General features: G+C 27.5%; 21 protein-coding genes. 13 read left to right on the top strand and 8 right to left on the bottom strand.

Features of this window, described 5'->3' with window-relative positions:
- Nucleotides 1-45 precede the first annotated feature (45 nt).
- The gene (gene ahpC, locus GQX97_RS06315) at nt 46-609 is read left to right on the top strand and encodes an alkyl hydroperoxide reductase subunit C (RefSeq protein ID WP_157151111.1); all 564 of its coding nucleotides are present in this window, start codon (nt 46-48) and stop codon (nt 607-609) included.
- Nucleotides 610-701: 92 nt separating this feature from the next.
- On the opposite strand, the gene fabD is transcribed toward ahpC, so the two are convergent.
- Complete coding sequence (fabD, locus tag GQX97_RS06310; RefSeq protein WP_157151110.1) at nt 702-1,610, bottom strand: ACP S-malonyltransferase; 909 nt, start codon at nt 1,608-1,610, stop codon at nt 702-704.
- Nucleotides 1,611-2,160: 550 nt separating this feature from the next.
- On the opposite strand from fabD, the gene GQX97_RS06305 reads away from it, so the two are divergent.
- Nucleotides 2,161-3,072, top strand: coding sequence for a DUF4340 domain-containing protein (locus tag GQX97_RS06305; protein WP_157151109.1), 912 nt, complete (start codon nt 2,161-2,163; stop codon nt 3,070-3,072).
- On the opposite strand, the gene GQX97_RS06300 is transcribed toward GQX97_RS06305, so the two are convergent.
- The 3 genes from GQX97_RS06300 to GQX97_RS06290 all read right to left on the bottom strand — a co-directional run bounded on the left by GQX97_RS06300 (nt 3,069) and on the right by GQX97_RS06290 (nt 6,118).
- Nucleotides 3,069-3,839, bottom strand: a complete 771-nt coding sequence (locus GQX97_RS06300; RefSeq protein ID WP_157151108.1) for a hypothetical protein — start codon at nt 3,837-3,839, stop codon at nt 3,069-3,071. The two genes, GQX97_RS06305 and GQX97_RS06300, sit on opposite strands and share 4 nt — an antisense overlap.
- 58 nt (nt 3,840-3,897) lie before the next feature.
- Nucleotides 3,898-5,133, bottom strand: a complete 1,236-nt coding sequence (locus GQX97_RS06295) for a hypothetical protein (RefSeq protein ID WP_157151107.1) — start codon at nt 5,131-5,133, stop codon at nt 3,898-3,900.
- Between the two features lie 118 nt (nt 5,134-5,251).
- Nucleotides 5,252-6,118, bottom strand: a complete 867-nt coding sequence (locus tag GQX97_RS06290) for a hypothetical protein (RefSeq protein WP_157151747.1) — start codon at nt 6,116-6,118, stop codon at nt 5,252-5,254.
- A 623-nt stretch (nt 6,119-6,741) separates the two neighbouring features.
- On the opposite strand from GQX97_RS06290, the gene GQX97_RS06285 reads away from it, so the two are divergent.
- Nucleotides 6,742-7,602: a flagellin gene (locus GQX97_RS06285; RefSeq protein ID WP_157151106.1), complete on the top strand. Its 861-nt coding sequence runs from the start codon at nt 6,742-6,744 to the stop codon at nt 7,600-7,602.
- Between the two features lie 92 nt (nt 7,603-7,694).
- Here the strand turns inward: GQX97_RS06285 and GQX97_RS06280 are convergent, their stop codons facing one another.
- The 3 genes from GQX97_RS06280 to GQX97_RS06270 form a co-directional block, all read right to left on the bottom strand.
- Complete coding sequence (locus tag GQX97_RS06280) at nt 7,695-8,321, bottom strand: queuosine precursor transporter (RefSeq protein WP_157151105.1); 627 nt, start codon at nt 8,319-8,321, stop codon at nt 7,695-7,697.
- Nucleotides 8,322-8,428: 107 nt separating this feature from the next.
- Nucleotides 8,429-8,743 carry a cell division protein ZapA gene (locus tag GQX97_RS06275; RefSeq protein ID WP_157151104.1) on the bottom strand — a complete coding sequence of 105 codons (315 nt, stop codon included), beginning with the start codon at nt 8,741-8,743 and terminating at the stop codon, nt 8,429-8,431.
- Between the two features lie 21 nt (nt 8,744-8,764).
- Entirely contained in the window at nt 8,765-9,733 is a 969-nt protein-coding gene (locus tag GQX97_RS06270; RefSeq protein WP_157151103.1) for a viral A-type inclusion protein, read from the bottom strand.
- A 114-nt stretch (nt 9,734-9,847) separates the two neighbouring features.
- On the opposite strand from GQX97_RS06270, the gene GQX97_RS06265 reads away from it, so the two are divergent.
- The 9 genes from GQX97_RS06265 to GQX97_RS06225 all read left to right on the top strand — a co-directional run bounded on the left by GQX97_RS06265 (nt 9,848) and on the right by GQX97_RS06225 (nt 22,410).
- Complete coding sequence (locus GQX97_RS06265) at nt 9,848-10,996, top strand: hypothetical protein (protein WP_157151102.1); 1,149 nt, start codon at nt 9,848-9,850, stop codon at nt 10,994-10,996.
- Nucleotides 10,997-11,528: 532 nt separating this feature from the next.
- On the top strand, nt 11,529-12,173 hold the full coding sequence (trmB, locus tag GQX97_RS06260) for a tRNA (guanosine(46)-N7)-methyltransferase TrmB (RefSeq protein WP_157151101.1): 645 nt from the start codon (nt 11,529-11,531) through the stop codon (nt 12,171-12,173).
- A 79-nt stretch (nt 12,174-12,252) separates the two neighbouring features.
- Nucleotides 12,253-13,134 (top strand): cation diffusion facilitator family transporter, encoded by an 882-nt coding sequence (locus tag GQX97_RS06255; protein WP_157151100.1) that lies wholly within the window; start codon nt 12,253-12,255, stop codon nt 13,132-13,134.
- A gap of 226 nt (nt 13,135-13,360) precedes the next feature.
- A complete protein-coding gene (gene flgK / locus GQX97_RS06250) occupies nt 13,361-15,274 on the top strand; it encodes a flagellar hook-associated protein FlgK (protein WP_157151099.1) in 1,914 nt (637 codons plus the stop codon).
- 156 nt (nt 15,275-15,430) lie between these two features.
- A complete protein-coding gene (locus GQX97_RS06245; RefSeq protein ID WP_157151098.1) occupies nt 15,431-18,232 on the top strand; it encodes a methyl-accepting chemotaxis protein in 2,802 nt (933 codons plus the stop codon).
- A 73-nt stretch (nt 18,233-18,305) separates the two neighbouring features.
- Nucleotides 18,306-20,342, top strand: coding sequence for an apolipoprotein N-acyltransferase (gene lnt / locus GQX97_RS06240; protein ID WP_157151097.1), 2,037 nt, complete (start codon nt 18,306-18,308; stop codon nt 20,340-20,342).
- 12 nt (nt 20,343-20,354) lie between these two features.
- Complete coding sequence (locus GQX97_RS06235) at nt 20,355-21,488, top strand: chemotaxis protein CheB (RefSeq protein ID WP_157151096.1); 1,134 nt, start codon at nt 20,355-20,357, stop codon at nt 21,486-21,488.
- Between the two features lies 1 nt (nt 21,489).
- The gene (locus GQX97_RS06230) at nt 21,490-21,978 is read left to right on the top strand and encodes a hypothetical protein (RefSeq protein WP_157151095.1); all 489 of its coding nucleotides are present in this window, start codon (nt 21,490-21,492) and stop codon (nt 21,976-21,978) included.
- A gap of 24 nt (nt 21,979-22,002) precedes the next feature.
- Nucleotides 22,003-22,410, top strand: a complete 408-nt coding sequence (locus GQX97_RS06225) for a hypothetical protein (protein ID WP_157151094.1) — start codon at nt 22,003-22,005, stop codon at nt 22,408-22,410.
- Here GQX97_RS06225 and GQX97_RS06220 read toward each other — a convergent pair.
- The gene (locus GQX97_RS06220) at nt 22,407-22,883 is read right to left on the bottom strand and encodes a hypothetical protein (protein WP_157151093.1); all 477 of its coding nucleotides are present in this window, start codon (nt 22,881-22,883) and stop codon (nt 22,407-22,409) included. The two genes, GQX97_RS06225 and GQX97_RS06220, sit on opposite strands and share 4 nt — an antisense overlap.
- A gap of 137 nt (nt 22,884-23,020) precedes the next feature.
- Here GQX97_RS06220 and GQX97_RS06215 point away from each other — a divergent pair, with 137 nt between their 5' ends.
- On the top strand, nt 23,021-24,304 hold the full coding sequence (locus GQX97_RS06215) for a galactokinase family protein (RefSeq protein WP_157151092.1): 1,284 nt from the start codon (nt 23,021-23,023) through the stop codon (nt 24,302-24,304).
- Nucleotides 24,305-24,318: the final 14 nt, after the last annotated feature.

Below are 24,318 nucleotides of genomic sequence, written 5' to 3'. Positions count from 1 at the left end.
TAATGTATTGTTAGAACATACAAACATAAATAAAAGGAGTTTATAATGAGTTTAATAAATAAAAAACTTATAGATTTCAAAGTTGACGCTTATCAAAATGGAGAGTTTAAAGAAGTTACTACAAAAGATGTATTAGGTAAATGGAGTGTATTCTTCTTTTATCCTGCAGACTTTACTTTTGTATGTCCTACAGAATTAGAAGATTTAGGTACTGTTTATGATGAACTTAAAAAAATTAACTGTGAAGTTTATTCAGTATCTGCAGATACACATTTTGTACATAAAGCTTGGGCAGACGCTTCACCAACTATCAAAAACTTAAAATACACTATGCTTGGAGACCCAACAGGAATATTGGGAAGATTCTTTGAAGTATTTGTAGAAGAAGTTGGACAAGATTTACGCGGAAGCTTTATTGTAAACCCTGAAGGCGAAATTAAAGCTTACGAAGTACATGATATGGGCATAGGTAGAGATGCTAATGAATTAGTTCGTAAAGTACAAGCTGCTCAATATGTAGCTGAACATGGCGGCGAAGTTTGTCCTGCTAAATGGAAACCAGGTGCTAAAACTTTGAAACCAGGAATTGATTTGGTTGGAAAAATCTAATTATTTAAACCTTTAAAATATAGTAAAAAAGGAGGCTTTCTCAAGCCTCCTTTTTATTTTTATAAAAACTTAAAAAATTATTTTTAAAAAGTTTATTGTACTGAGTTTAGTGAGTCGTTATCAAATACGCAAACAGCTTCTATTTCTGGAGCTATCTTTTTAGACATACCAACTAAAACCTTACCCGGTCCGCATTCATATATTTTATTAACGCATTTGCTTTGAAGATTAATCATACTGTCATACCATCTTACAGTAGAGAACATTTGTTTGTAAAGGTTTTCTTTTATATCATCAAAGTTATGCACATCTGCCGTAACATTAGATAAAACCTTATTACCGCTATTAGTAAATTGAACATTATCCAAGAATTTTTTAAGTTCATCTGCGGCAGGTTTCATAAATGGCGAGTGAAAAGCACCAGAAACTTTTAAAGGCATAACCCTCTTAGCACCAGCCTCTTGAAGTTTAGGAGTAACAGCTTCTATAGAACTAAGTAAACCAGATATAACAATTTGGTCTTTTAAGTTATAATTAGCAGCAACTACTTCTTTGCTTTCAGGCATGCACTTAGAAACAGTGTCATAATCCAAACCAAGTACAGCAGCCATACCATAAGGAGCATCAGAACCAGCTTTTGCCATAAGTAGCCCTCTAGTTCTAGCAATTTTTACAGCATCTTCAAAAGAAATATATCCAGCAGCAGAAAGTGCAGTAATTTCTCCTAAACTGTGTCCTGCAAAATAATTTCCCTTTATTCCTTTAGCTTTTAAAGCCTCATAAACAGCCATACCAACAGTAACTAAAGCAGGCTGAGTATTTTCTGTTTTCTTTAAATCCTCTTCACTTCCTTCAAAACATAATGCCTTAATATCTACATCATCTAATATATTAGCAGCTTTATCAAATATAGCCTTAGACTCTGCTACATTGTCGTATAAAGATTTACCCATTCCAACAGTTTGAGAGCCTTGTCCCGGAAATAAAAAAGCTATTGACATAAGTATTATTCTCCTTCGTTTTTTAACTTTATATATTTTATAAGTTATATTAACTATATTCAAAATATTAACAATAAATTACACTTTTATCAAGTAACTTTTTATAACTATATTACATTTATATTTTATCTTAAATTTGTAATGTATATATAAATCATAATTCTATGGTTTGGTATTGTTTTTTTATTTGCACTTTTGCGAAGCGTATCCGAATGGTAAAGCCAAAGTTTTTTTGCCGATAGGCACCTACTCGGTACGACCGTAGGAAGTGCCTTCGGTATTGGTATAAAAGAACTGCATTTTTATTATAAATTTTATAATTTAATTGTACATTAAAATGCACTCCCCCGCACAACTAAGAAGTTATAATTAAAGCATCGCATTACCGTGCGGCAAGGTGGTACAGCTCGTACGCGGGAAAAGAACAACAAAAAATTGATAACTTAAAATATTTACTATATATTCAAATATATGTTTTATTTCTAAACGCTTTACAATTTTGTTTATTTTTGTATAATAAATTTTAAATTTAAAAATGGAGAATCATTTGATGGCAAACATTCAAAAGAAATATATAATACTCTCTTCTATAGTGGTAGTTCTAGCAGTAATTTTAATACTCACAGTTACATTAAAAAATAAAGGCTATTCTCTGCCTCAACTAAAAGCTATTAACACTCAATTAAGTGAAATCACTATTACAAGAAATGGTAATGAAACTATTACAATAAAATTTAATGATAATAAATGGACAGTAAATGATAAATATAATGCTGATACTAAAGCAATAGAATCAATCACTAATGCATTTAATAATATACAGCCAGTTGAATTATTATCTAGAGGAAACACTGAAATATTAGATAAATACAGCCTCACAGATAATGAAGCTCTTATTGTAAAAGCAAAAGATACTTCATCTAAAGAAGTAAGAAATATAAAATTTGGTATGAAGGCTAATTTTGGAAACTTAGTATACGGTCAAATTAATAATGATAAAAATGTTTATTTGATTGGAAATACTCCCATTAACCCCAAAGATATATTTGATAAAACTGAAGATGACTTGATAAATAAAACTATATCATCTGTAAGAATTGATGATATAAATAAAATAACTATATCATATAATAACAATTCATACACCTTAGAAAAAACTGATTCTACTAATTGGACTAAAACTTGGAATAATCAAAATATTAATCAAGATGATATATATACTTCTCTATATTTTATTGTAAATCTTAGGGCAGATGGCCTTATAAAAGATAATATTCAAAGAGCTAATTTATTATATAAAGTAGAGATATATTTATCAGATGGTACAACTGTAAATTATAATATATATGCTAAAACAGATAATTATGAGATAGAATTAGTAAATGATGATACTAGATATTATTTATTAGAGTCTAGTTTTCAAGACTTAGAAACAAAAATAAATAATATAATACAAAATTAAATATCATCATCTAATGTTGCACTAGTAACAAAATCTCTGTTTAAGAAATATAATGATATTAATATTTTAAAATAAGTGTCAAAGAAGTATAGTATTATCATAGATAAAATATAATATAATACTCCCTCTCTTGTATCCATTGGTGCAGATGGGAAAGTAATTACAAGTACATTTTGAAATAATACTATAAAAGCAAGCATAGATAATGATTTAAAAAACTTAGGCTTCACCAAAGAAAAAGAATATCTAATAGCATCTATACCCCAAGTATGTCTTAAAGCACATATGTTTGTAGTGAACATAAATAAAATCATAAGTATTATGCCCGGAAATATAAAGAAAGAAAGCCCAAAGAAATATATAATCATTGTAATAATAGAAGTTGCTAATATTGGAATTATCATTTGAAAAGTTTTAACTATTGCATAGGATGCTGTTCTAATCTTATCATAAATTAAGCCTTCTACTAATAATGCAATTGATACTGCAGAAATAATATCCAAAAACCAAGATAAAAATAAATTAATATAAAAACCTTCATTAACCTCATTTTGAAACCAATCAACAAGATCTTTAACTGTTTCTATTTTTGTAGGGTCAAACATAACTGGAGGAAAATATATAGTTGTGATTATTGTTGGCATTGCACATAAAAAACCAACCAACAAAAAATTAATAAAATTATGTCTAAAAAGTGAAAATGCTAAAGTAAATAAATCTACTACTTCAAAATCTCTTTTTTCTAATGCCTTTCTTAATGACAGCATAATAATCCTTAAATAAAATGATACTACATTATATATTATAACAAATTAAATACAATTTTTATTCTAAGCCATATATTTTAAAAAACTCACTTAATATGGTATGCATTATTATTCTTTTTTTATCATAATCCAAATTACGAGTAAGCTCTATACCATATGCATCTATTCCTTTTTCTGTAGCATAATAGGTTATTGTTGTAGGCATTGGATAATACATTTGCTTGAATTTAAACTTCATAGGCTCTATTCTTGAGTTAATATTATCAAGCACTTTTTTTACATTATCATCTAGCTTTCTTGTGTCATATATAATAGAGTCTCCAAAAAACTCTTTAAAACCATTACCTTCATGAAGCGTAAGTACAACATCTATATCATATTCATCAAGCATGTCCATATATTTTTGTGCTAATTTATCTGTGTCTGTTCTGTTAATTTTCTTATCAAAAAATCTATTATTAATGTCTTGCCCCTCTATTGCACGGGTATTTAATCTATAAGCTTCAGGAACTGCTATAGGTACTATGGTTAAACTTCCCTTTTTTATAGGCATATTAAGTCTCTCTATTGCCACATCAGTACCCACTCTTTCACTTCCATGAGGGACTATTAAAAATACATTAGGTCCTTTTTTCGGATGCACTATTCTATATATTGTAGTTTCATTTTTACTGCCTTCTAATATAGTAAAGTTATATCTTTCTATACCCTCATTTAAATGGTCATTCATCTCTATTTCTAATTGTCTTGATACATTCTCTAATAAAGTCCTTTCATTCTCATTGATATTATATGGTCCATTCATAGATGAGTTTATTAAAGTTTTGTTAAAAGGCTCTAAATAGTATGATATACCTAAAGATTGAACTGGCTCTATTTTTACCGCATTATTATGGCTTAATATTGTCATATCATTATCATAAGAAATTATAGCAAATGATTTTCCTTTGAAACTATATGCTTTATCATCTTTAGTTAATGTTATTTTTACTTCATCATTATGTTTGCTTTTTATATATATATATCCAAAATGAAGTGTAAATTGATTGTCTTGAAATGTTAATTTAGATTCTGGCATTAATATTATAGATTTCTCGCCATTATCTATTACCATATATGAAGATTCTTTTGTTGATATTGAAAAATAATCTTCAGGAAAACTTTTTTTTATATCTATATCAGAATGCTCCTTGTTTACAATAACAGAAGCCTCCCCTTGTCTTGATATCACCTTAAAATTATTAGCAAATAGTGAATTAATGGTAATAAAAAGTATTATAATTATTTTTTTCATTTATCTTACGCCAATTTTTAATTTACTCTATCTTTTTTATTGTCGTTTAAAAACAAGAATGCTTTAAATAAAAAACTTTTACTTAAAGCATTCTTGTTGTATATGGCATTAGTGATTATTACTTAGTATATGTCAAATTATCAGGTGATATAGTAGTTGTTTTCTTATTGTATTTAGCAGAAATAGGAGTCCCATCTTCTTTTAATGTTATTTCTAATTTATTATTATAATCTATATAAACAAAAATTAATTGATTTACAGGATCACTAATTTTATTATTAGATGTATTAATAAAAACTCCGCTATATAAAGGTCCATAAAATACTGCATAACCTAAATTATTTTTATCATCTCTTGATAGTTCAAGAAAAGATGAAGGTATTTTTGCCTTTGCAACTCCATTTTCTAAGTATACTACAAAGTCTTTTGTTATATTTACACTTCTATTATTATCAGCATTGAATGTACCTTGAAAAGATACTTCAATACCTTCTTTGTCAGCAGGTGCTTTATCTATCATTCCAATTATTATATCTGAAGTTTTTTTATTTGTTACATAAACATACCCTACTGTTTCATCATCATATATAGGGAAATGTATCTCGCCAACCCAAGTACCATCACTTATTATATAACCAAAATATCTATCATAATATTGATTATCCTCTTTTTTTGGTTTGCTGTAAATATTGTTTTTTGTAAAATTTACTGTATTATTCTTTGCTTTACTATTTGATATAACTAAACCGCTTACTCCTCCTTCTATTACATTAACATCAACAGCTACATTGCCTGTGTCATCAGCATTAAAAAATTTCCAAGTTCCACTATATTTTTCATCTATACCGTTAATTGTATAAGATGTAGTAAGAGTTTTTGAATTATTATCATTATTAATAGGATTTGTTATGTCATTATTCTTTGAACTACAAGCCACTATAGTAAAAACGCTAATACAAATCAGCACATATTGTAATTTTTTTATCATTTTATATCCTTTTTAGTAAATTATTTTTACAATAACTTCTTATATTGTTCCTATATTATACAATATAATAGCAAAAAAGCTAGCACTTTTTATTACACACCCCGCCCTTTATGTTGATTGCCTAAAATAAAAATATAGCCTCTATTTTATTATCAGATAACTAAGAATTATAAGCTGCCCGCCCAAGCTTTTTTAAATTTTAAAAACTTACTAACCGCACGTTAAACAAATTAAAAAACATAATAAAATTTCTATTCTAATCTTATTAATATACTTTGTTTTACACAGCGTGCGGTGAATTATTTACTTATAATAAAAAAATTTAAAAAAATAAAAAAAATGCTAAACCTAATTTAAGTTTATGCCGATAGTGCCGAGAATTAATATATAGAAAAACGAAGGTCCAAAGATTTGGCGGTCTCGAACCTTTCGTTTTTATTATTAGTTGATAAACCATATTTAGGTATTTTTATTTGCAGATAAAAATGCCTTGAGAGTTTATGACTTACCAAAAAACCTTAATTTGTTTAAAATCTCGGAAAGTCATAAATTCTCTTTAATATTTTTTTGACAATTAGGCACGGATGCCTTTTTGAATAAATATATCAGGGAGGATGACAATGATCATCAATAATAATATCAGTGCAGTAAATGCACAACGTACTTTAAAATTCAGGAATGTAGATCTTGCTAAAGATATGGCTTCTTTATCTTCTGGTTTAAGAATTAACAGAGCTGGAGATGATGCTTCTGGTTTAGCAGTATCAGAAAAAATGCGTACACAAATTCGCGGTTTACGTCAAGCTGAAAGAAATACTCAAGACGGTATCTCTTTTATTCAAACTACTGAAGGCTACCTTCAAGAAAGTCAAGACATATTACAAAGAATTCGTGAATTGGCTGTACAATCTGCTAATGGTATTTACACCGATGATGACAGAATGCTCATTCAAGTTGAAGTTTCTCAATTAGTAGATGAAGTTAATCGTATTGCTAGTCAAGCTCAATTCAACACTCTTAATATGCTTACTGGTAGATTTGCTGATCCTAATGCCGGCGGAAACCCTGCTGCAAGTATGTGGTTTCACATGGGAGCTAATATGGACGAAAGAAGAAGAGTTTATATAGGTACTATGACTGCTGCTGCTTTAGGTTTACAAAATGCTAATGATGGTACTAGCCTTTCTATTTCTTCTATTGATAGTGCTAATACTGCTATAGGTTTATTAGACGAAGCTTTAATGAAAGTTTCTAAACAAAGATCTAATCTTGGTGCTTATCAAAACAGACTTGAACTTACTGCTCAAGGTTTAATGATAGGTTATGAAAACACTATGGCTTCTGAAAGCAGAATAAGAGATACTGATATGGCTGAAGCTTCTGTTAAATTTGCTAAAGATCAAATACTTAGTCAAACTAACTTAGCTATGCTTGCTCAGGCTAACACTATGACTCAAGGTGTATTACGCTTAGTTCAATGATGATTTTTATTGATTGATTGAAAAAAGAAAAAGCTGTTCTCAAAATGAGAGCAGCTTTTTTATTGCCATATAATTTTTAAATAATTTTTTATTTACTCTTTATTTTCTTTTACCAAATATATCATAGGTACGCTTACAATAGTTACTGCATATTTTACAAAGAAGTTAAATACGAATATTCCAACTAAAGCTTCAAAAGGCAATGCCCCATAAAATGCTATCACTACAAACAACAAGTTATCAACTGGTATACTAAAAGCATTACTAATTAACACTCTAAGCCATTGATATCTTTTAGTTATTTTTGTTACAAAGAAATGATATATCTCAGTATCAACTAATTCTGCTATTGTAGAGCCTACTATTGATGCTATTGCTATTCTAAGCACTGGGCTTAACGTTAATTGAAAAGCTTCATTAAATTGCCAGCTGCTGTCTGCTGGTATATTCGATACTATATAAAAATAAATTGGGCTAAATATATTTATAATAGCTGATACTAATATAAGCTTTTGTGTATTTTTTTTGCCTATTGTTTTATGAGCCATATCTCTTATTGTAAAAGCTAATGGATAGAGAAAAGTACCGCCGTCTACTGCTAAGTTTAATACATTTGCTATCTTTACGCTTGCTATATTTGATATCATCTGACAAGCTATATAAGAGCCTATAATGATTATACTAATAAATGAAAGTTTGTATTCGTAGTTTTTTTCCATAAATTTTCCTTTTTTTATTATAATAAAATGGATTTCATTATATATTTTTCATAGAATTTGAAAAGATAAAATATATTATAATTATGATTTTTTATTAATTTTTTTATTTATTCTTTTAATGTTACTTCATTTATAAGTCTAATAAGTTCATTAGACCTTGATGCTATGCTCTCTTTAAAAGCCGATAAAGTATCCTCTCCAGCTTTAGTGTTTTTTGATTCTCTTTTAAAAGCATCAGCAATATTAAGGCAAGCAAGTATAGCTATAACATCTCTTGGCTGCTTATCCCCATAAATCTCTGATATCTCTTGCATACTTTCATTAACAAATGAGGCTAATTCTTTTAAATATTCAACATTCTCTTCATTATATTTTATATTTAAACTTCTTCCAAATATATTAACTTCTAAATTGCTTCCCATAATACTTCCTAATTATTGTTATTATTTAGAATCATCATCAAAGAAGAAATCTTCCTCATCATCATCACCAAACATATATTGATCTTCTTCATTAACATCAAAATCATAAGAAGAATTATTATCTTGATGACTTACTTCTTTATATTCCTCTTCAATAATTTCTGTTTTATCATTATTATTTTCTATATCTGAATCCCAACTTGCATCATAAGCACTAGAAAAAGGATCCTCATCTTCATTAACTTTCACATTAGCAACACTATGAACATTATTATAATTATTAGACTCTTCTTTTTGAGTATTAGCTGATTGAATATTCTCTTCTACTTCACTAGTTAAACTTTCTTCAACAATATTTGATTTTAATTCTTCTAATTCCTCTTCTTTATCTTCTATGCTATTTTCTGAAGTATAGCTCTGTTCTATGCTTTCTTTAATTTTTTTAATATCCAAATCAGTGATATTATTATCTGCATTTAATTTACTAGATATATTATCATCTATCATAGCCTTATCTATTTTACTGATTAAACTAAATACACTGCTTTGAACTTCTTCATTTTCTTTTTTGATATTATCTATATTATTGCTTATAGTTTGAAGTTCTTTTTTAAGATTATCATTTTCTTCCATAAGAGTTAAACAATCTTTTTCAAACCTTTCTATATTTGTTTTAAGGCTATCTCTTTCTATTTTTGTAACTTCTAATTCTTTTAATAGATTTTCTTTTTCTCTTAATATATTATCTCTTTCTTCTTTTAGAGAATTATAATTATCATTGATATTTCTTTTATCTGTTTCTAATATAGTTTTATCTTCTCTTATTGATTGCAATTGTGTTTGTAATTCATTTATATTATTTTGAAGATTTTCTTTTTCTAAAAGAAGCTCTTTGATATTTTTATGTAAAGCACTTTTTTCTGCAGAAAGAATCTTCCACTCTTCTAATAATTCTTTTACTTTGTTTTCCAATACACTAAATTCTTTCACTTTCAGCCCCCCATAACATAATGTAAAAATTATATCACATATAATGCAATTGTCAATTTTTTATTTATATGATAGAATTGAACAAATAAAATAAAAATTACTAAAACATATATAATGAAAAAACTAATATTTATTCTCATTCTTAATTGTTTAGCACTCTACGCACAATCTCCATATTCTGAAAAAGAGCAGGAATTATTAAAAGGCATAATAAATGTTTGGCCATATATAGGTTTAGAGCCTATTAGACCTACTACATCATATATACCTTATGACTATATACATGAAAGCTATAAGAGAGATAATCCAGACCCTAGAATTTTCTCTTCTAGATTATTATATGAACTATCAACTATAGAGATTCATATGAACACAGTTATACAAGCTAATTTAAAAAACGGTTATTTTTCTATGCCTAACATGTATCTTTCTGTGGGTAAAAGTTTTCATTATGATTGGATATTTTCAGCAACTCCTTTTGTAACACTTTCAAGCAAATTAAATGTATTTAGTGAAAATGGAAAAGTGAAAGCTAATGGAAACATAGAGGTTTATGATGCTGGTATAGAAACTGTAACATTAACAAGGCTTTTATTATCATTTAGAATGAGGGCTGTTAATGATATTAATGAATCTACTTTTATGCTTTTGCCTTCTGTGGTTGATAGCTCTACAGAAAGTTTTGAAGATGTTCCTCATTGGTATTTACCAAGAATAAACAATGCTATGGGGTTTAGAACTGGTATTATTGGTCATTATTATGAGCTTTCTTATTCACAAGGTTTTACTGAAAACTCTTCTCCTTTGGCTGCAGTTTTTAAAATCAATGCTGATTATTTTAAATTACAATTTTTATATCAGTACAATAAAAAATCTTCCCTCTCTCCAGAAGCTTTTGACAATATTAATTACAGTTTAGAAAACAATTATACTCATCATATAATACAGCTTTATGCTATGGGAAGAGTACCTTTCTTGAATAATGAACTTTGGCTTAATATGCTTGGGGAGTATACTTGGAGAGACAATGATGCTCATTATTTAAGGTTTGAATTAGGGCTTGAATGGAAAATGCTTAATATTGCTATACGTCCTTTGTTTTATATACCTGTTAAACACGATGATGAAAGAAATAGACTTAATAACAATAAAGATTTATTTTGTTTAGAATATAGTGCTTATGTAAAATTTGACCCTGTTTATTTTGGTTTTCAAGGCTCTACAGACGGAAGATATTATATAGCAATGAAAGCTTTATTCTAATTTATAAATTAATAAAAAATTCTCCCCCGCACGATAAATGAAATTTTATCTCTAAATTAATTAACAATGCAAAATTTATTAAATAACAAAACTTGCTCACCGTGCGTTAAATAGATTCACAATCTAATAATAACATGGGCGGGTGTTAACATTTCTAATTAATCAATAAAAATAATTTAAATTAAAATTTCAAAATATTATATAAAAAATAAAGGGCGGGGTACGTAAGTAAAGTTTTAAATTTTATTCACATTCCCCACCCTCTAGGCTTTTTAAATTATCTGCTATTTTGTATTACTTTTCTTTTTTATTTATACTGTAACTATAAATACCCACCCTAGCGTTTTTTAAATTTACAGCATATTAACCTCACGTTGAACAAAATTTTATTGCTAAATTGATTAACATGCAAAATTTATTAAATAATAAACTTCGCTTACCGTGCGTTATAATTATTTATTCAACTCTTTATATATTGACATAAAGATTAATTAATATATCATTCAAAGAAAATTATGAGGAGTTTGTTAGTTTGAGAAGTTTAAACCTAAATCAAGAAATACTTAATTTTTATATGATAGATGATTTTAATACAGAAGATAAAAATATTATAGTAGAAGAACTAAAAAAAAGACTATCCAATAATAAAAACTTAGAACTTGAGATAGGAAGCGGAAATGGAAAATTTATAGTAGAACTTGCCATGAATAATAAAGATAAATATTTTGTAGGCATAGAATATTCTTTTAAGGCTGCTAAAAAAGCTATATCTAAAGCTTATAAAAGAGATATAAAAAACCTCGTTATTATATTTGGTGAAGCTAATAATGTAATAGATAATTACATAAAAAACAAATACTATTTTGATAAAATATACTTAAATTTCCCAGACCCTTGGCCAAAGAAAAAACATGCTCATAGAAGAATATTTAATAAAGAGTTTTTAAGTAAAATGCATCCACTCTTAAAAGATGATGGTATATTTTATTCTGTTACAGATGATGACAATTATGCACTTGAAATAATGAACCCTATATATAAAGAGGATAATAGTTTCAAAAATATTTTAGAAGAAGATTATGTTCATAGTTTGGAAGGATACGGCGTTACACTTTATGAAGAGAAAATGAGGGCTATTGGGCATAATATATATTTTTTCGCACATAAAAAATCTTAACATGTAATTTTATTATTGATATTTTTAATAAATTCACTATATTTAAAATAGTTTAAAAAATGAATGAAGGTAAAAAACAATGAATATAAGCAATGAAAAAAAATCTAAATATATGATAATTGAAGGTATAGTATCTGTAATTATAAATGTATTATTATTTGCATTTAAGTATATAGTTGGAATGCTTACAGGTTCACTTTCTATAATAGCAGATGCATGGCATTCATTAAGCGATTGCATAAGCAGTATTATAGTTATTATAGGAGGACTATTCTCTAAAAAACCAGCAGACAAAGAACACCCCTTCGGTCATGGAAGAATAGAGCTTATAACTAGTTTTATTGTTGGTATTATGCTTGTATTTATAGGATATAGTTTCTTTTCTGAAGCTATAAAAAACATTCTAAACAAAAAAACTGCATCTTTTACAATAATGGCTATTATTGCAATGATTATTTCTATTGTAGTAAAAGAGCTACTAGCACAGTATTCACTTTGGGGATATAGAAAATCTGGTTCAAAGTCATTGTATGCAGACGCTTGGCATCATAGAAGCGACAGTATTACTTCTATAATTATATTGGTTGGTATATTAGTAGGAAAGAATTTATGGTGGATGGACAGTGTTTTAAGTATACTAGTTTCACTTGTAATTTTTTATGCTGCTTTCGATGTTATAAAATCAAGCATAGAGCCTTTAATAGGAGAATACCCTTCAGAAGATATTATCAAAGATATTAACAGTATTGCTAATGAACTTAATATAAATAATGATAATTCAAATCTTCATCATTTTCATATACACACATACGGAGACCATACAGAAATAACTTTTCACATGCGTTTTCCAAAAGATATGACTGTAGAAGAGGCCCACAACAAAGTAAGTCTTTTAGAAAAATACATAAGAGATAAAATGAATATGGAATCAACTATACATATAGAATGCTACAAGAATTAAATACATTAATATAATTATTTTTAGCATTATTATTTTTTATTAAAAACAAACATTTATAAATTTCTAAATACCATATTTGAAACACATTTTAAGCTCATCTATTTAACATAATATATAATTATTATGTTACCTTGCGTTACAATAACGACAAAAAAAACTAATTAAAAATTAAAAACTTACGATAAATAAAGTATTAGCAGTAAACTATTTATTAAGGAGCATAATAATGTCAACAAGCTCATTTTTTGGCATAGAATTAGGTAAAAGATCCCTTCAAAACTTCAAAACAGCTTTAGAAGTAACAGGACATAATATAAATAATGTAGCCACTAAAGGATACAGCAGACAAAGAGTAGTAATGCGTACATTCGATAAACCTTTAGAAGAGCCTAGTTTAAATAGAGCAGAACGTGCAGGACAAATAGGTCAAGGTGCTGAAATAGCTACAATAGAAAGATTAAGAGATAAATTTATAGATTCAAAAATAATGGTAGAACTTGGAAGCGATGGTTATTGGAAGACAAAAAATAATTATTTACAGCAATTAGAGGCAATATATAATGAGCCCGGTGAATATAATTTGAGAAATGATTTGGATGCATTCTGGGATGCTTGGCAGGAGATGAGTATCAACCCTACCGAAAGAGGAACAAGAATGACTTTGGTAGAGAGGGCTGACAGAATAAATAACTCATTTAATCAGATGTATAATCAAATGGATTCTATGAGAAACAATTTAAACTCTCTTGTAGAAAGCAAAGTTAATAGAATTAATGACATAGCTAACTCTATTAGAAGTTTAAATACTGCTATAGTAAAACAAGAAGCATTGGGACAAAGCCCTAATGATTTATTAGACAAAAGAGATTTATTATTAGATGAATTATCTTCTTTGGCTAACGTTGATATAAAATCTATTGACCCTGATGAGACTATGATTTATATAGGAAGTCGCTCATTAATACAGGGAAATGTTGTAAACAAATTAACTTTAGAGAGAAGTGCTCTCAATGAGGGTATGTTTGATGTTTATTGGGAAAATGACCATGTACAGCTTAATTTGGAAGGCGGAGAATTAAAGGCTTTATTAGAGCTTAGAGATATAGACACTGTTGATGCTATAAATGATTTAGATACTTTAGCTATGAATTTAGCTGACGGAGTAAACGAAATACATAGAAGCGGTTTTGGTTTAAATCAGGAAACAGGAATTGATTTCTTTACTATGACTAAACAAACTCCTTCTGTAATAGGAAACTATGATTTAAATAATGACGGCACAGAAGATTCTACTATAATGTTTAAGGTAAGCGGTGTAAACAGCGTTAATGTTAATGATAGTATAGGAAGCTCTGGAACATTGGTGTTTGGAAGCAAAACAAGAGAGGGTGCTGATGTTGCTATAGATTATACTGCACAAATGAAAGTTGGAGAATTAATAGACAAAATAAACTCAAGTGATGCTAATGTATCAGCTTATTTAGATGATAATAACAGACTTGTATTAAAAGCTAAGGGTTTTGATGATTATATTAAGCCTTCATACTTTATTAAGCATATAGAAGATTCTGGAGATTTTTTGGTTGGTATATCTGGTGTATTAAATCAATCCGGAGCTAATGGTGCTTATAATTGGCAGGCTACAAATCAGGTTAATCAATTGGCTGGAGATTTTAGAAACTTTACTGTAACACCAGAAAAACACCCTGCAGCTGCAATTAGTGTAAACGATATAATAAGAAATGATATTAATTATATAGCAGCTTCAAAAGGTATAGACACTACTGGTAATGGTTTCAATGATAAATGGAACGGAATTGGTGATGGCTCTAATGCTTTGGCTATAGCTAATTTGAAAAATAAAGAAATAATGGTAGACAGTAAATCTACATTTAATGATTTCTACACTGGAAGTATTGCTCAAATAGCTTCAAGAACAGAAACAGCAAATTCCGAAAGCGAAAAACAAACTATTGTTATGGAATATCTTGAAAAGTTAAGACAATCTGTTTCTGGGGTTAACTTAGATGAAGAAGTAGCACAAATGGCAATGTATCAGCATGGATATAATGCTTCTGCGAGGGTTGTAAGTGTGATGGATCAGCTTCTAGATGTGGTAATAAATAGAATGGGTGTATAAAACATTTTTTTAAAAATACAATAAACAAAGCGGTATTCATATTTATGGATATCGCTTTTTTAATTTAAGTATTGTATAATTAAATATTGTATAATGCTAAAAAATACATTTAGTTATTCCGACATTAATAGTAATATAGTAGGAGCATTTTAAAAAATGAGTATAAGACTTCGTATCACTTTAATGATATTTGCTGTAATGGCTTTTGTTGCTATTAGTTCTAATTTCTTAAGCAGCAACCTTAATATAGAAACTTTCTACAAAGTAATAGATGATAATATGAATAATAATTTCAAAATAATAGCTAATAATTTTGAAAATAAGTTCTACGCAGCCCAAGAAGAAGTCAATAAATTATCCTACAGATCAGCCCTAACATTCAATACAGCAGATAAAAGAACTGATACATACTTAAATGATAATGCCTCCAACTTTTTAATTGAAAATGTTAACGAATCAAATCCATATATTAATAGAGTATTAAGCATTTTGTTTATACCAAATTATACTCTAGCATTTAATGAACTTCCTAAATCATACAACATTGATACAAAAACAAGCAATTTTACAATTATTACTAATGATGTAAATGGAATATGGAGCAATCTAAATACATACTCTCCTACAGACACGTATTATAAAACTTTTTTATCTTCTATGTTTAATACAACATTATTTAATATATCTAAAACTATTGTTGAAAATGATACTACTATTGGTGTTGCAAATGTGGCCTTATTTTTTGATTATACTAACAGCAGTGAAATAAACAATATATTTGATATAAATTCATCTGAATTATTAGTTATTGATAAAAATGATTTAACTATTATTAATTCTAGAGATAGTAGATTAAATAAAAGTAAATTAGATATAATTTATCCTGTTTATTATCAATTATTTAATTCAAATTTAGCTAAAGATGAAATTGTAACAGAAAATATAAATATATCTGGAAGAGAGTATAGAGTTTATATAAAAAGTATATCTAATGCTTTAAATGTTGTTATGATTATACCTAATTCTTATTATGATTCGCAGATAAGTTATATGAACAGATCTATAGTTTATACTATTATTATGGTATTTGTTATATCTGCTATTATAATAGGATTTTTCATAAAATTAATATTCTCATCATTAACTAGAATATCTGATGTAGTAGGAGACTCTATTGATAATAAAGATTTATCTGTTGAAATACCAGAGCTTTCTGGAGGAGATGAAGTATCTGAGATTACAAGATGGATGGGCATATTAAATGGGAATTTCCAAGCTACTATAGCAAACATAAAAAAAATTATATCTATATCAAAAAAACAAAGTGACAGATTTACCAATCAAATATCTTCAAATGCAGATATAATAAATAATATAAATGACTCTATAGAAAACATAAAAACCAATATTAATGAAGAATTAAACAATTTAGAGATAGTAGAAAACAGCAATAAAAATATTTTGGAATACATAGGTATTAACTCCAACAATATAGATGAAATAGACAGAGATACAAAAGACCTTCAAGAAAAAATAATAAAAGAAGGAGATAGTATAGAGCAAATATCAGTATCTGTAGAACAAATGTCTAAAACAATAGAAGGCATAGATAATATTATATTTAATGCTTCTAATAAGGCAAAAGACTTACATATAGCTTCTATGAAAAGTAAAGAGAAAATGCAAGCTACATCAACAGCAACAAGCGATTTAAGAAATGCTTTAGGTTTTATATCGAATTTCGTAAGTTCTATAAGAAACATAGCACATCAAACAAACTTACTTGCTATGAATGCTGCCATTGAAGCAGCACATGCTGGTAAATATAGTTCTGGTTTTGCAGTAGTTGCTGAAGAGATAAGAAAATTATCAGAAGTTTCAAATGAGCAGGCTGATAATGCAAATAAAGTATTACAAACAATAGAAGAAAAAATTATAGTAACAAGTAATGATTTAACAGAATCTACCGCACAATTTGATACTTTGGCTAGAGATGTACAAGAAGTTACAGAGATAATGGGAAGCGTACACAACTCTTCTGTTGAACAATTAAAAGCCATTAATGAAATTGTTAATTCAATTACTACAATATCTAGTTCAAGTGAAAATATTAAAAAGCAATACATTAACGTAGCAAGCAAATTGGGCGATATAAAAAACAATATTAACACTTTAAATACTTTATCTGTTAGTGCTTCTAAGTCTATGACTAAGCTTAGAACTACATCAAATGCTATATACGAAGATATTGATAAAATATATTCTAACTCTAATGAGCTTTCTATTTATGCCAATACAATGAACAAATTTGCAAATGATAACAATAAAATATTAACAGATTTGGATAATGAAATATCAAAATATACTATAAATACAAAAGCTTCTTCAGGAGCAACAACACAAAGAGTAAGAGGAGTGTCTTTAATAATATTAAAAGATTTTGTAAGAGAGAAATTTGGAGAGGATGGTTATCAAAGATGGATTACTGCTATGGAGCCTTCTTCTTCATTAATATTTAAAAATGATATATCAGCAAAAGAATGGTATCCTTTTATGGCTGGTTTCCATAACCCTCATAAACTTGTATGTGATTTATTTTATGATGGTGATAATGCTGGTATAAGAGATATTGCTGAATACCATTATCATAGACTTGTACCGAAATACTTCAATGTAATATTATTATTTGTGCCTAGATATTATATTTTACGTTATGTAGCTGAGGTAGTATTTAAAGAGATACATGACCCTGTTAAACTTGAAGTTATTAAAAGTAGAAAAAGATTATTGGTAGTTCATATGAAAAACTTCACAGGAAACCCTGAAATATTAGAACTATCTTTAATGGCTTGGTCTTCTTTGCTATTAGGCTCTATTACACACGTTAAATCTTCTTTAAAGATAACTAAATCTATTAAAGACGGAGAGCTTTATACTGAGTTTGTTTTGAAATGGTAAATATTAAATCTTATAAATATTTTGATATTTTTAGCATTATACAATATAATATATACAAAAAAATTAGGAAATTATGAAAGTGACTAATAAAAGCAATTCGTATACTTATGGAATAATTATATTGAGCATTTCGGCTGCCATGCTTTTAACTTTGGCTTTTCCGCCTCTTAATTTTTTCCCTGTGGCATTTATAGCTCTATTTCCTTTAAATATTATTATATACAAAGCAGATAAAATTAGATATTATGTATTATCTTCTTTTTTATTTGTAATAGTGTTTTTTGGTTATTTGCTTGTTTGGGTAGCAGCATTTATGCTTAAAGAGACAGAGGCTGCTGTTTCTTTTTTAGCTTTATTTACAATATTATTTTTACTTACACTGCTCTTTTATTTCCCTGCTATGATAGTAAGTGGTTATCTTTCAAAAGCTTTTCCTAATATAAGATTTTTAATAGTGCCTGCTGTTTTTACTGTTATGGAATATATGAGAAATGTTGGATATTTAGGTTTTCCTTGGGGTATTATAGGATATTCTCAGTGGAACTTTATTCCATTTATACAAATAGCTGATACTATAGGTGTGCTTGGCATAAGTTTTTTGATTTATTTATCTAATGCTGTTATTACTCATTATTTAATATTGTACGTAGAAAAATCTGAGAGTGTGAAAAATAATAAAAAAATATCTAACAAAAAGATTTTTATACCAGCCATAGCAACTGCAGCAGTATTTTTTATTGTTTTAATATACGGTTTTATAAAAGTAAATTATGTAGAAGCAAAAAGAGTTTCTATGCCTAAAACAAAAATGGCTCTCATACAAAAATCTTTTGACCCTAATATTCCTTGGAACAGCATATACACAGGAGAGCCTTATAAAAGAAACTCTCCCGGTATACAGGGACTTGCTGAAAGGTTTTTATTAAAATCAGAAAAATTCCAAAGTGAAGAGAAACCAGACGGATATACTCAAAACAGCACTATATCTGTAAAGAGAATATGCAAATTAGCAACCGACGCAGCATTGTCAAAACCTTCTCTAATAGTATACCCTGAATCTGTAACAATGGATTCATACAACTATTATTTATCACGTTATGAAGAGATGTTCAGATATGGTATGGCTTCTAACTCTACATATCCTGCAATTTATAATACATATCTTTTATATAGTACAATAAGAGATACGCAAACTCATCATTTACTTGGTACAACAATTATAGAAGAAAATACTAATAAAAATGCATACAATCCTTATAAATACTATAATGGAATAGCATTTATAAATGAGCAAGGAAATATTGTTGATGATTACAAAAAAATAAAACTTGTTCCCGGAGGAGAGGCTTATCCTTTTCAAAATAATAAGTTTCTTTTAAACACTTTCCCATTTAAAAATATTATAGCTCTTATATATGAGCAGTTTGATAAAGCAGGTGCAAGCAGATGGGAGATAGGTGATAAAATATCTGTATTTGAACATCCAAATGGTTATAGATTCTCTGGTATAATATGTTATGAAAGTGCTTTTGGTGATTTTGTAAGACAGTTTGCATATTATGGAGCAGAAACTATAGCCGTTATTACAGAAGATGCTTGGTCTTATAGCGATAATTCGTTACTTCAGCACTTTTATATGTCTGTATTTAGAGCAATAGAAAACAGAAGAGATATAGTACATAATGGAAACTCTGGCGTAACTGGTCATATATCAAGCAGCGGAAAGGTGATATCTACTCTTCCTTTTTGGAAACCTGATTATATGATTGCTAATGTTGCTTTAAATGATAATATTACAATATACACTAGATTTGGTGAATGGTTTGTTGTATTATGTTTTATTGGAATTATTGCTTTATTTATCATAAAGTTAAGCAATGTTATCAAAAATATTTATAAAAAAATAAAAGATAAAATATACAACCAAATTAAAAAAACTAAACTAAAAAACAATAAAAAAGATATTAAATATACAATAGACAATGAAAAACATATTTACGATATAAATAAAAAAGAAGAAAACACTCAAAGCATATTCGATCAAAGTACTTCAGAAATATATAATACTTTAAATGAAATTATAGAGGAAGATGAAAAAAATAATAAATAATTTTGGTGTATTATGGGATTATTTATCAATGTATTAATAGCAGAAGATTCCAAAGAAATTTCTGATAATATAAAAAAAATACTTCTAAAAAATCCTACTGTAAAAATAATAAATATTGTAAATAACGGCATAGATGCATACAAAACTATAATAAATAATAAAATAGATTTTGCATTCATTGAGTTTAATTTACCGCTTATGAGTGCATCTGAGATTCTTAGGCTATTAAAAAAAGATAATATAAATACTAAAATAATAGTATTATCAACTACAGATAAAAACGATGATTTCAATAATAGATTAATCAACTTAGGTGCATTTAAAATTATAAATAAAAATATAAATATAGAATATATAGAAAAAGAAATATTAAATACCATAACAAATAAAAAAAACAAACAAGAAGAAATAAATGAAATAAAAATAGATGAACTTATAAAAGAACATTTATTAAAAAAAATTGTTATGCCCAAAAATACAATAAACACTTTTCCATATCATATAAATAGGCTTAATGATACAATAAATAAAATAAATTATTCTGATTTTAAAAATCCAAAACTTTTAGCAATAGGAATATCTACAGGAGGTCCAAAAGCCTTAAGAATATTAATACCAGCCATACCAAAAAACTTCCCAATACCAATACTTATATCTCAGCATATACCAAAAGATTTTTCATCTTCTCTGGCAAAAGGTTTAAATGATGTATCGCAAATTATAGTTAAAGAAGCAGAGGATAATGAAGAAGTTAAAGCTGGTTTTGTATATATTTGCCCCGGAGAAAATAATATGGGTATATATTTAGATGATAATAATATAAAAATAAAATTAAGAGAAGATTTAAAAACAGACTTACCTTATACTCCATCAATTAATTATTTATTTAATACAATTAATGATAATTTAAAAGATCAAGCAATAGCAGTAATAATGACAGGTATGGGCAATGACGGCACTGAAGGAATGATTAATTTATACAACAACAAAAATCTCACTATCGCACAAGATAAAACTACAAGCACTATATTTGGTATGCCTAAAAGTGCTATAGAAAATAATGCTGTTCATTTTATAGTATCGCTTTATGATATGGCAGATTTTTTAGTACAATATACAACAATAAAATTAAAAGGACTATATTAAAATGAATAAAAAGTTTTTATTAATTATAATAACTATTTTTATACTTGCATCTTGCAAAAAAGAATATAAAGAAGATTCAGAATATGGTGCTTATATGTTTGAAAAGTATATATCAACATTAATATCTGCAAAAGATACTTTGGAGTTTACATCAAACATTGTTACTAATCTCGATGAAAATACTGTAGAAAAAATAAATGAGATGTATGTATTATATGAGCTTACAACTGCAGATATTATAGAATCTATAAAAAACAGGGCTTCTATATATCAGAGAATATTTTCAGATGATGAAGAGGCTCTTTGTAATTATTTGCCTAGAGACGGCGGATATTATGATGTAGCTATAACATATAGAGAATATAAGGATATAAAAATAGCACAAATAGAATATCCTTCATTTAATAAAATTTCTAAAAACTCTATTGAAATTGTAGGAATATATTTAAATGATAAATGGAATATTTTAACTATTAACTTTTTTAATTAAAAAATAAATATTTAAGGATAACAAATGAAAAAAATCATTTTAATAATAATAAGCCTATTTACTATATCTTGTCTTGATGATATTAACACTATAAAAAAAGAGAGTTTGTTTTCTTTTTACACAGATATGAAAAACGAAATAATTAATGAAAATATAAACTGGATAGAAAAAAACTCTAATATGGAAAATATATCTTCATTAGAAGACATAATACTAAACAATAATGATTCTATTAAAAACATGCTCTCATTAGAAGACGGAGAATATTCTGCTACGATAAATTATATAACAGCAGAAGCTAATCAAAATGATAGAGGAAGCTATATTATAAGAAATACAAAATTAAGCCCTACCTACTATTATATAACTTTAGTATACGAATCTTCTAAATGGAAAATAGAAACTATAGATAAATTGCCTTTAAATAATTAACTTTTTATTTCTGATATTTTCACTTCTTTTACTTCTTCAGTATTAGAAACTTTTTTTAATGTCATCTTTTCTCTGTCAAACTCGGCAATATAATAATTATTTCTTAAAGCTAAAACTATATTCTTAGCACCATTAATACCATCATTTTTTTTATAAGAATCTATCATAATCTGAAGAAGAGATATTGTTGAAGGAAAACCAATATAAGCTATTGCTACACCCAAAGAAGGAATTGTAGCTAATGATGAAACTAATACGCTTTTTCCCTTACTTAAAGTTTTGGAAGATATGATTGCTGTTACAGCAACTACAACTCCTCCTATAAGAAGCCCCCAAGCTATTTTACCTGTATTTTTGATATTAGATATTTTTTTTCCTAAAGAAGATTCTATATATATAACTTCTTCATCTCTCATAATAGAATCAACTATATCACTTTCATTTTTGCATATAATAACTTCATCTCTATCCATAATTTACTCCTATGTTATTATATAATAATTTCATTAATAAACAAGATTATGAACATTTTTTTATTAAATAACAATTTGATTTTTGATAAAAAAAATACTATTATATAAGTATAACACTTTAATTAGGATTCATTTTTATGTATAAAATATCACAATTAGAAGAACTATTAAAAAATAATAAGCTTGATGAGCAATTTTCTCATATATATGGTGCTGATGATAACACCATTAAAGAGGCTTATATAAGACTAACTTCAGCATTAAATCATTTTAAAAATATAGATAATACTCAAGATATTCATATATTTAGTGCTTCAGGAAGAACAGAATTATCTGGAAACCATACAGATCATAATAATGGATGTGTATTAGCAGCTTCTATTAATTTAGATAAATTGGCTGTGGTATCAAAGAGAAATGATGAAAAAATAGTTATTTATACAGACTATTCTGACAATCCAAACTATATCAACATAAATGAATTAAATATAAATAAAAATGAATATGGAAAATCTAGTGCTTTAATTAGAGGGGTATGTGCTCGCATAAAAGAATTAGGATACGAATTAGGCGGTTTTACAGCTTCTCTTTCAAACAAAGTTTTAATAGGAAGCGGACTTAGCTCTTCTGCTAGTTTTGAGTCTTTGGTAGGAGAGATAGTAAATGCCATTTATAATGAAGACAAAATATCAAAAGTAGATATTGCTAAAATTGGACAGTTTGCTGAAAACAAATATTTTGGAAAGCCTTGCGGACTTATGGATCAGATGGGTTGTTCTATTGGCGGTATTATGGCTATAGATTTTWAAGATAACAATAATCCAAAATTAGATAAAGTAGAATATGATTTTGAAAAGGTTGGATATGCTCTTATGATAGTAGATGCTAAGGGCAATCATAGTTCACTTACCAATGAATATGCTGCTATAAGAGAAGAGATGAATTTAGTAGCTAGATATTTCTCTAAAGAAGTATGCCGCGATATTACAAAGGAACAATTATTAGAAAATGCTTCAAATATAAGAAAAGAAATAGGAGACAGGGCATTTTTAAGAGCCTACCATTTTATTACAGAAAATGAAAGAGTAATAGAGCAAATAAATGCTCTAAAGGAAAACAATATACAAAAATATATTAATCTTATGAATGAATCTGGTCTTTCTAGTTTTATGTATCTTCAAAACTGTTATTCCATTACAAGCAGTAAAGAAATGGGAGTTGCTTTGGCTATTGCTATGACAAAAGATTTTCTACAGAGTGATGGTGCTGTGAGGGTGCATGGAGGAGGTTTTGCCGGCACTATTCAAGCTTTAATACCATTAGATAGAGTAAAAGAATATACAGATTTTATGGATAATATATTTGGTAAAGGCTCTGCAATGAAAATTAGAGTAAGACAAAGCCCTGTTTGTGAAATTTAAAATATTTTCATAAT

Source organism: Brachyspira sp. SAP_772, from assembly GCF_009755885.1.
In the GTDB taxonomy this organism is placed as follows: Bacteria; Spirochaetota; Brachyspiria; order Brachyspirales; family Brachyspiraceae; genus Brachyspira.
This window is presented reverse-complemented; position numbering and strand designations above follow the sequence as displayed.

What these genes read in the sequence shown, in the direction of transcription:
- ahpC (WP_157151111.1), top strand. Translation starts at nt 46, where the DNA reads ATGAGTTTAATAAATAAAAAACTTATAGATTTCAAAGTTGACGCTTAT.
- fabD (WP_157151110.1), bottom strand. Translation starts at nt 1,610, where the DNA reads ATGTCAATAGCTTTTTTATTTCCGGGACAAGGCTCTCAAACTGTTGGA.
- GQX97_RS06305 (WP_157151109.1), top strand. Translation starts at nt 2,161, where the DNA reads ATGGCAAACATTCAAAAGAAATATATAATACTCTCTTCTATAGTGGTA.
- GQX97_RS06300 (WP_157151108.1), bottom strand. Translation starts at nt 3,839, where the DNA reads ATGCTGTCATTAAGAAAGGCATTAGAAAAAAGAGATTTTGAAGTAGTA.
- GQX97_RS06295 (WP_157151107.1), bottom strand. Translation starts at nt 5,133, where the DNA reads ATGAAAAAAATAATTATAATACTTTTTATTACCATTAATTCACTATTT.
- GQX97_RS06285 (WP_157151106.1), top strand. Translation starts at nt 6,742, where the DNA reads ATGATCATCAATAATAATATCAGTGCAGTAAATGCACAACGTACTTTA.
- GQX97_RS06280 (WP_157151105.1), bottom strand. Translation starts at nt 8,321, where the DNA reads ATGGAAAAAAACTACGAATACAAACTTTCATTTATTAGTATAATCATT.
- GQX97_RS06275 (WP_157151104.1), bottom strand. Translation starts at nt 8,743, where the DNA reads ATGGGAAGCAATTTAGAAGTTAATATATTTGGAAGAAGTTTAAATATA.
- GQX97_RS06265 (WP_157151102.1), top strand. Translation starts at nt 9,848, where the DNA reads ATGAAAAAACTAATATTTATTCTCATTCTTAATTGTTTAGCACTCTAC.
- GQX97_RS06255 (WP_157151100.1), top strand. Translation starts at nt 12,253, where the DNA reads ATGAATATAAGCAATGAAAAAAAATCTAAATATATGATAATTGAAGGT.
- flgK (WP_157151099.1), top strand. Translation starts at nt 13,361, where the DNA reads ATGTCAACAAGCTCATTTTTTGGCATAGAATTAGGTAAAAGATCCCTT.
- GQX97_RS06245 (WP_157151098.1), top strand. Translation starts at nt 15,431, where the DNA reads ATGAGTATAAGACTTCGTATCACTTTAATGATATTTGCTGTAATGGCT.
- lnt (WP_157151097.1), top strand. Translation starts at nt 18,306, where the DNA reads ATGAAAGTGACTAATAAAAGCAATTCGTATACTTATGGAATAATTATA.
- GQX97_RS06235 (WP_157151096.1), top strand. Translation starts at nt 20,355, where the DNA reads ATGGGATTATTTATCAATGTATTAATAGCAGAAGATTCCAAAGAAATT.
- GQX97_RS06230 (WP_157151095.1), top strand. Translation starts at nt 21,490, where the DNA reads ATGAATAAAAAGTTTTTATTAATTATAATAACTATTTTTATACTTGCA.
- GQX97_RS06225 (WP_157151094.1), top strand. Translation starts at nt 22,003, where the DNA reads ATGAAAAAAATCATTTTAATAATAATAAGCCTATTTACTATATCTTGT.
- GQX97_RS06220 (WP_157151093.1), bottom strand. Translation starts at nt 22,883, where the DNA reads ATGGATAGAGATGAAGTTATTATATGCAAAAATGAAAGTGATATAGTT.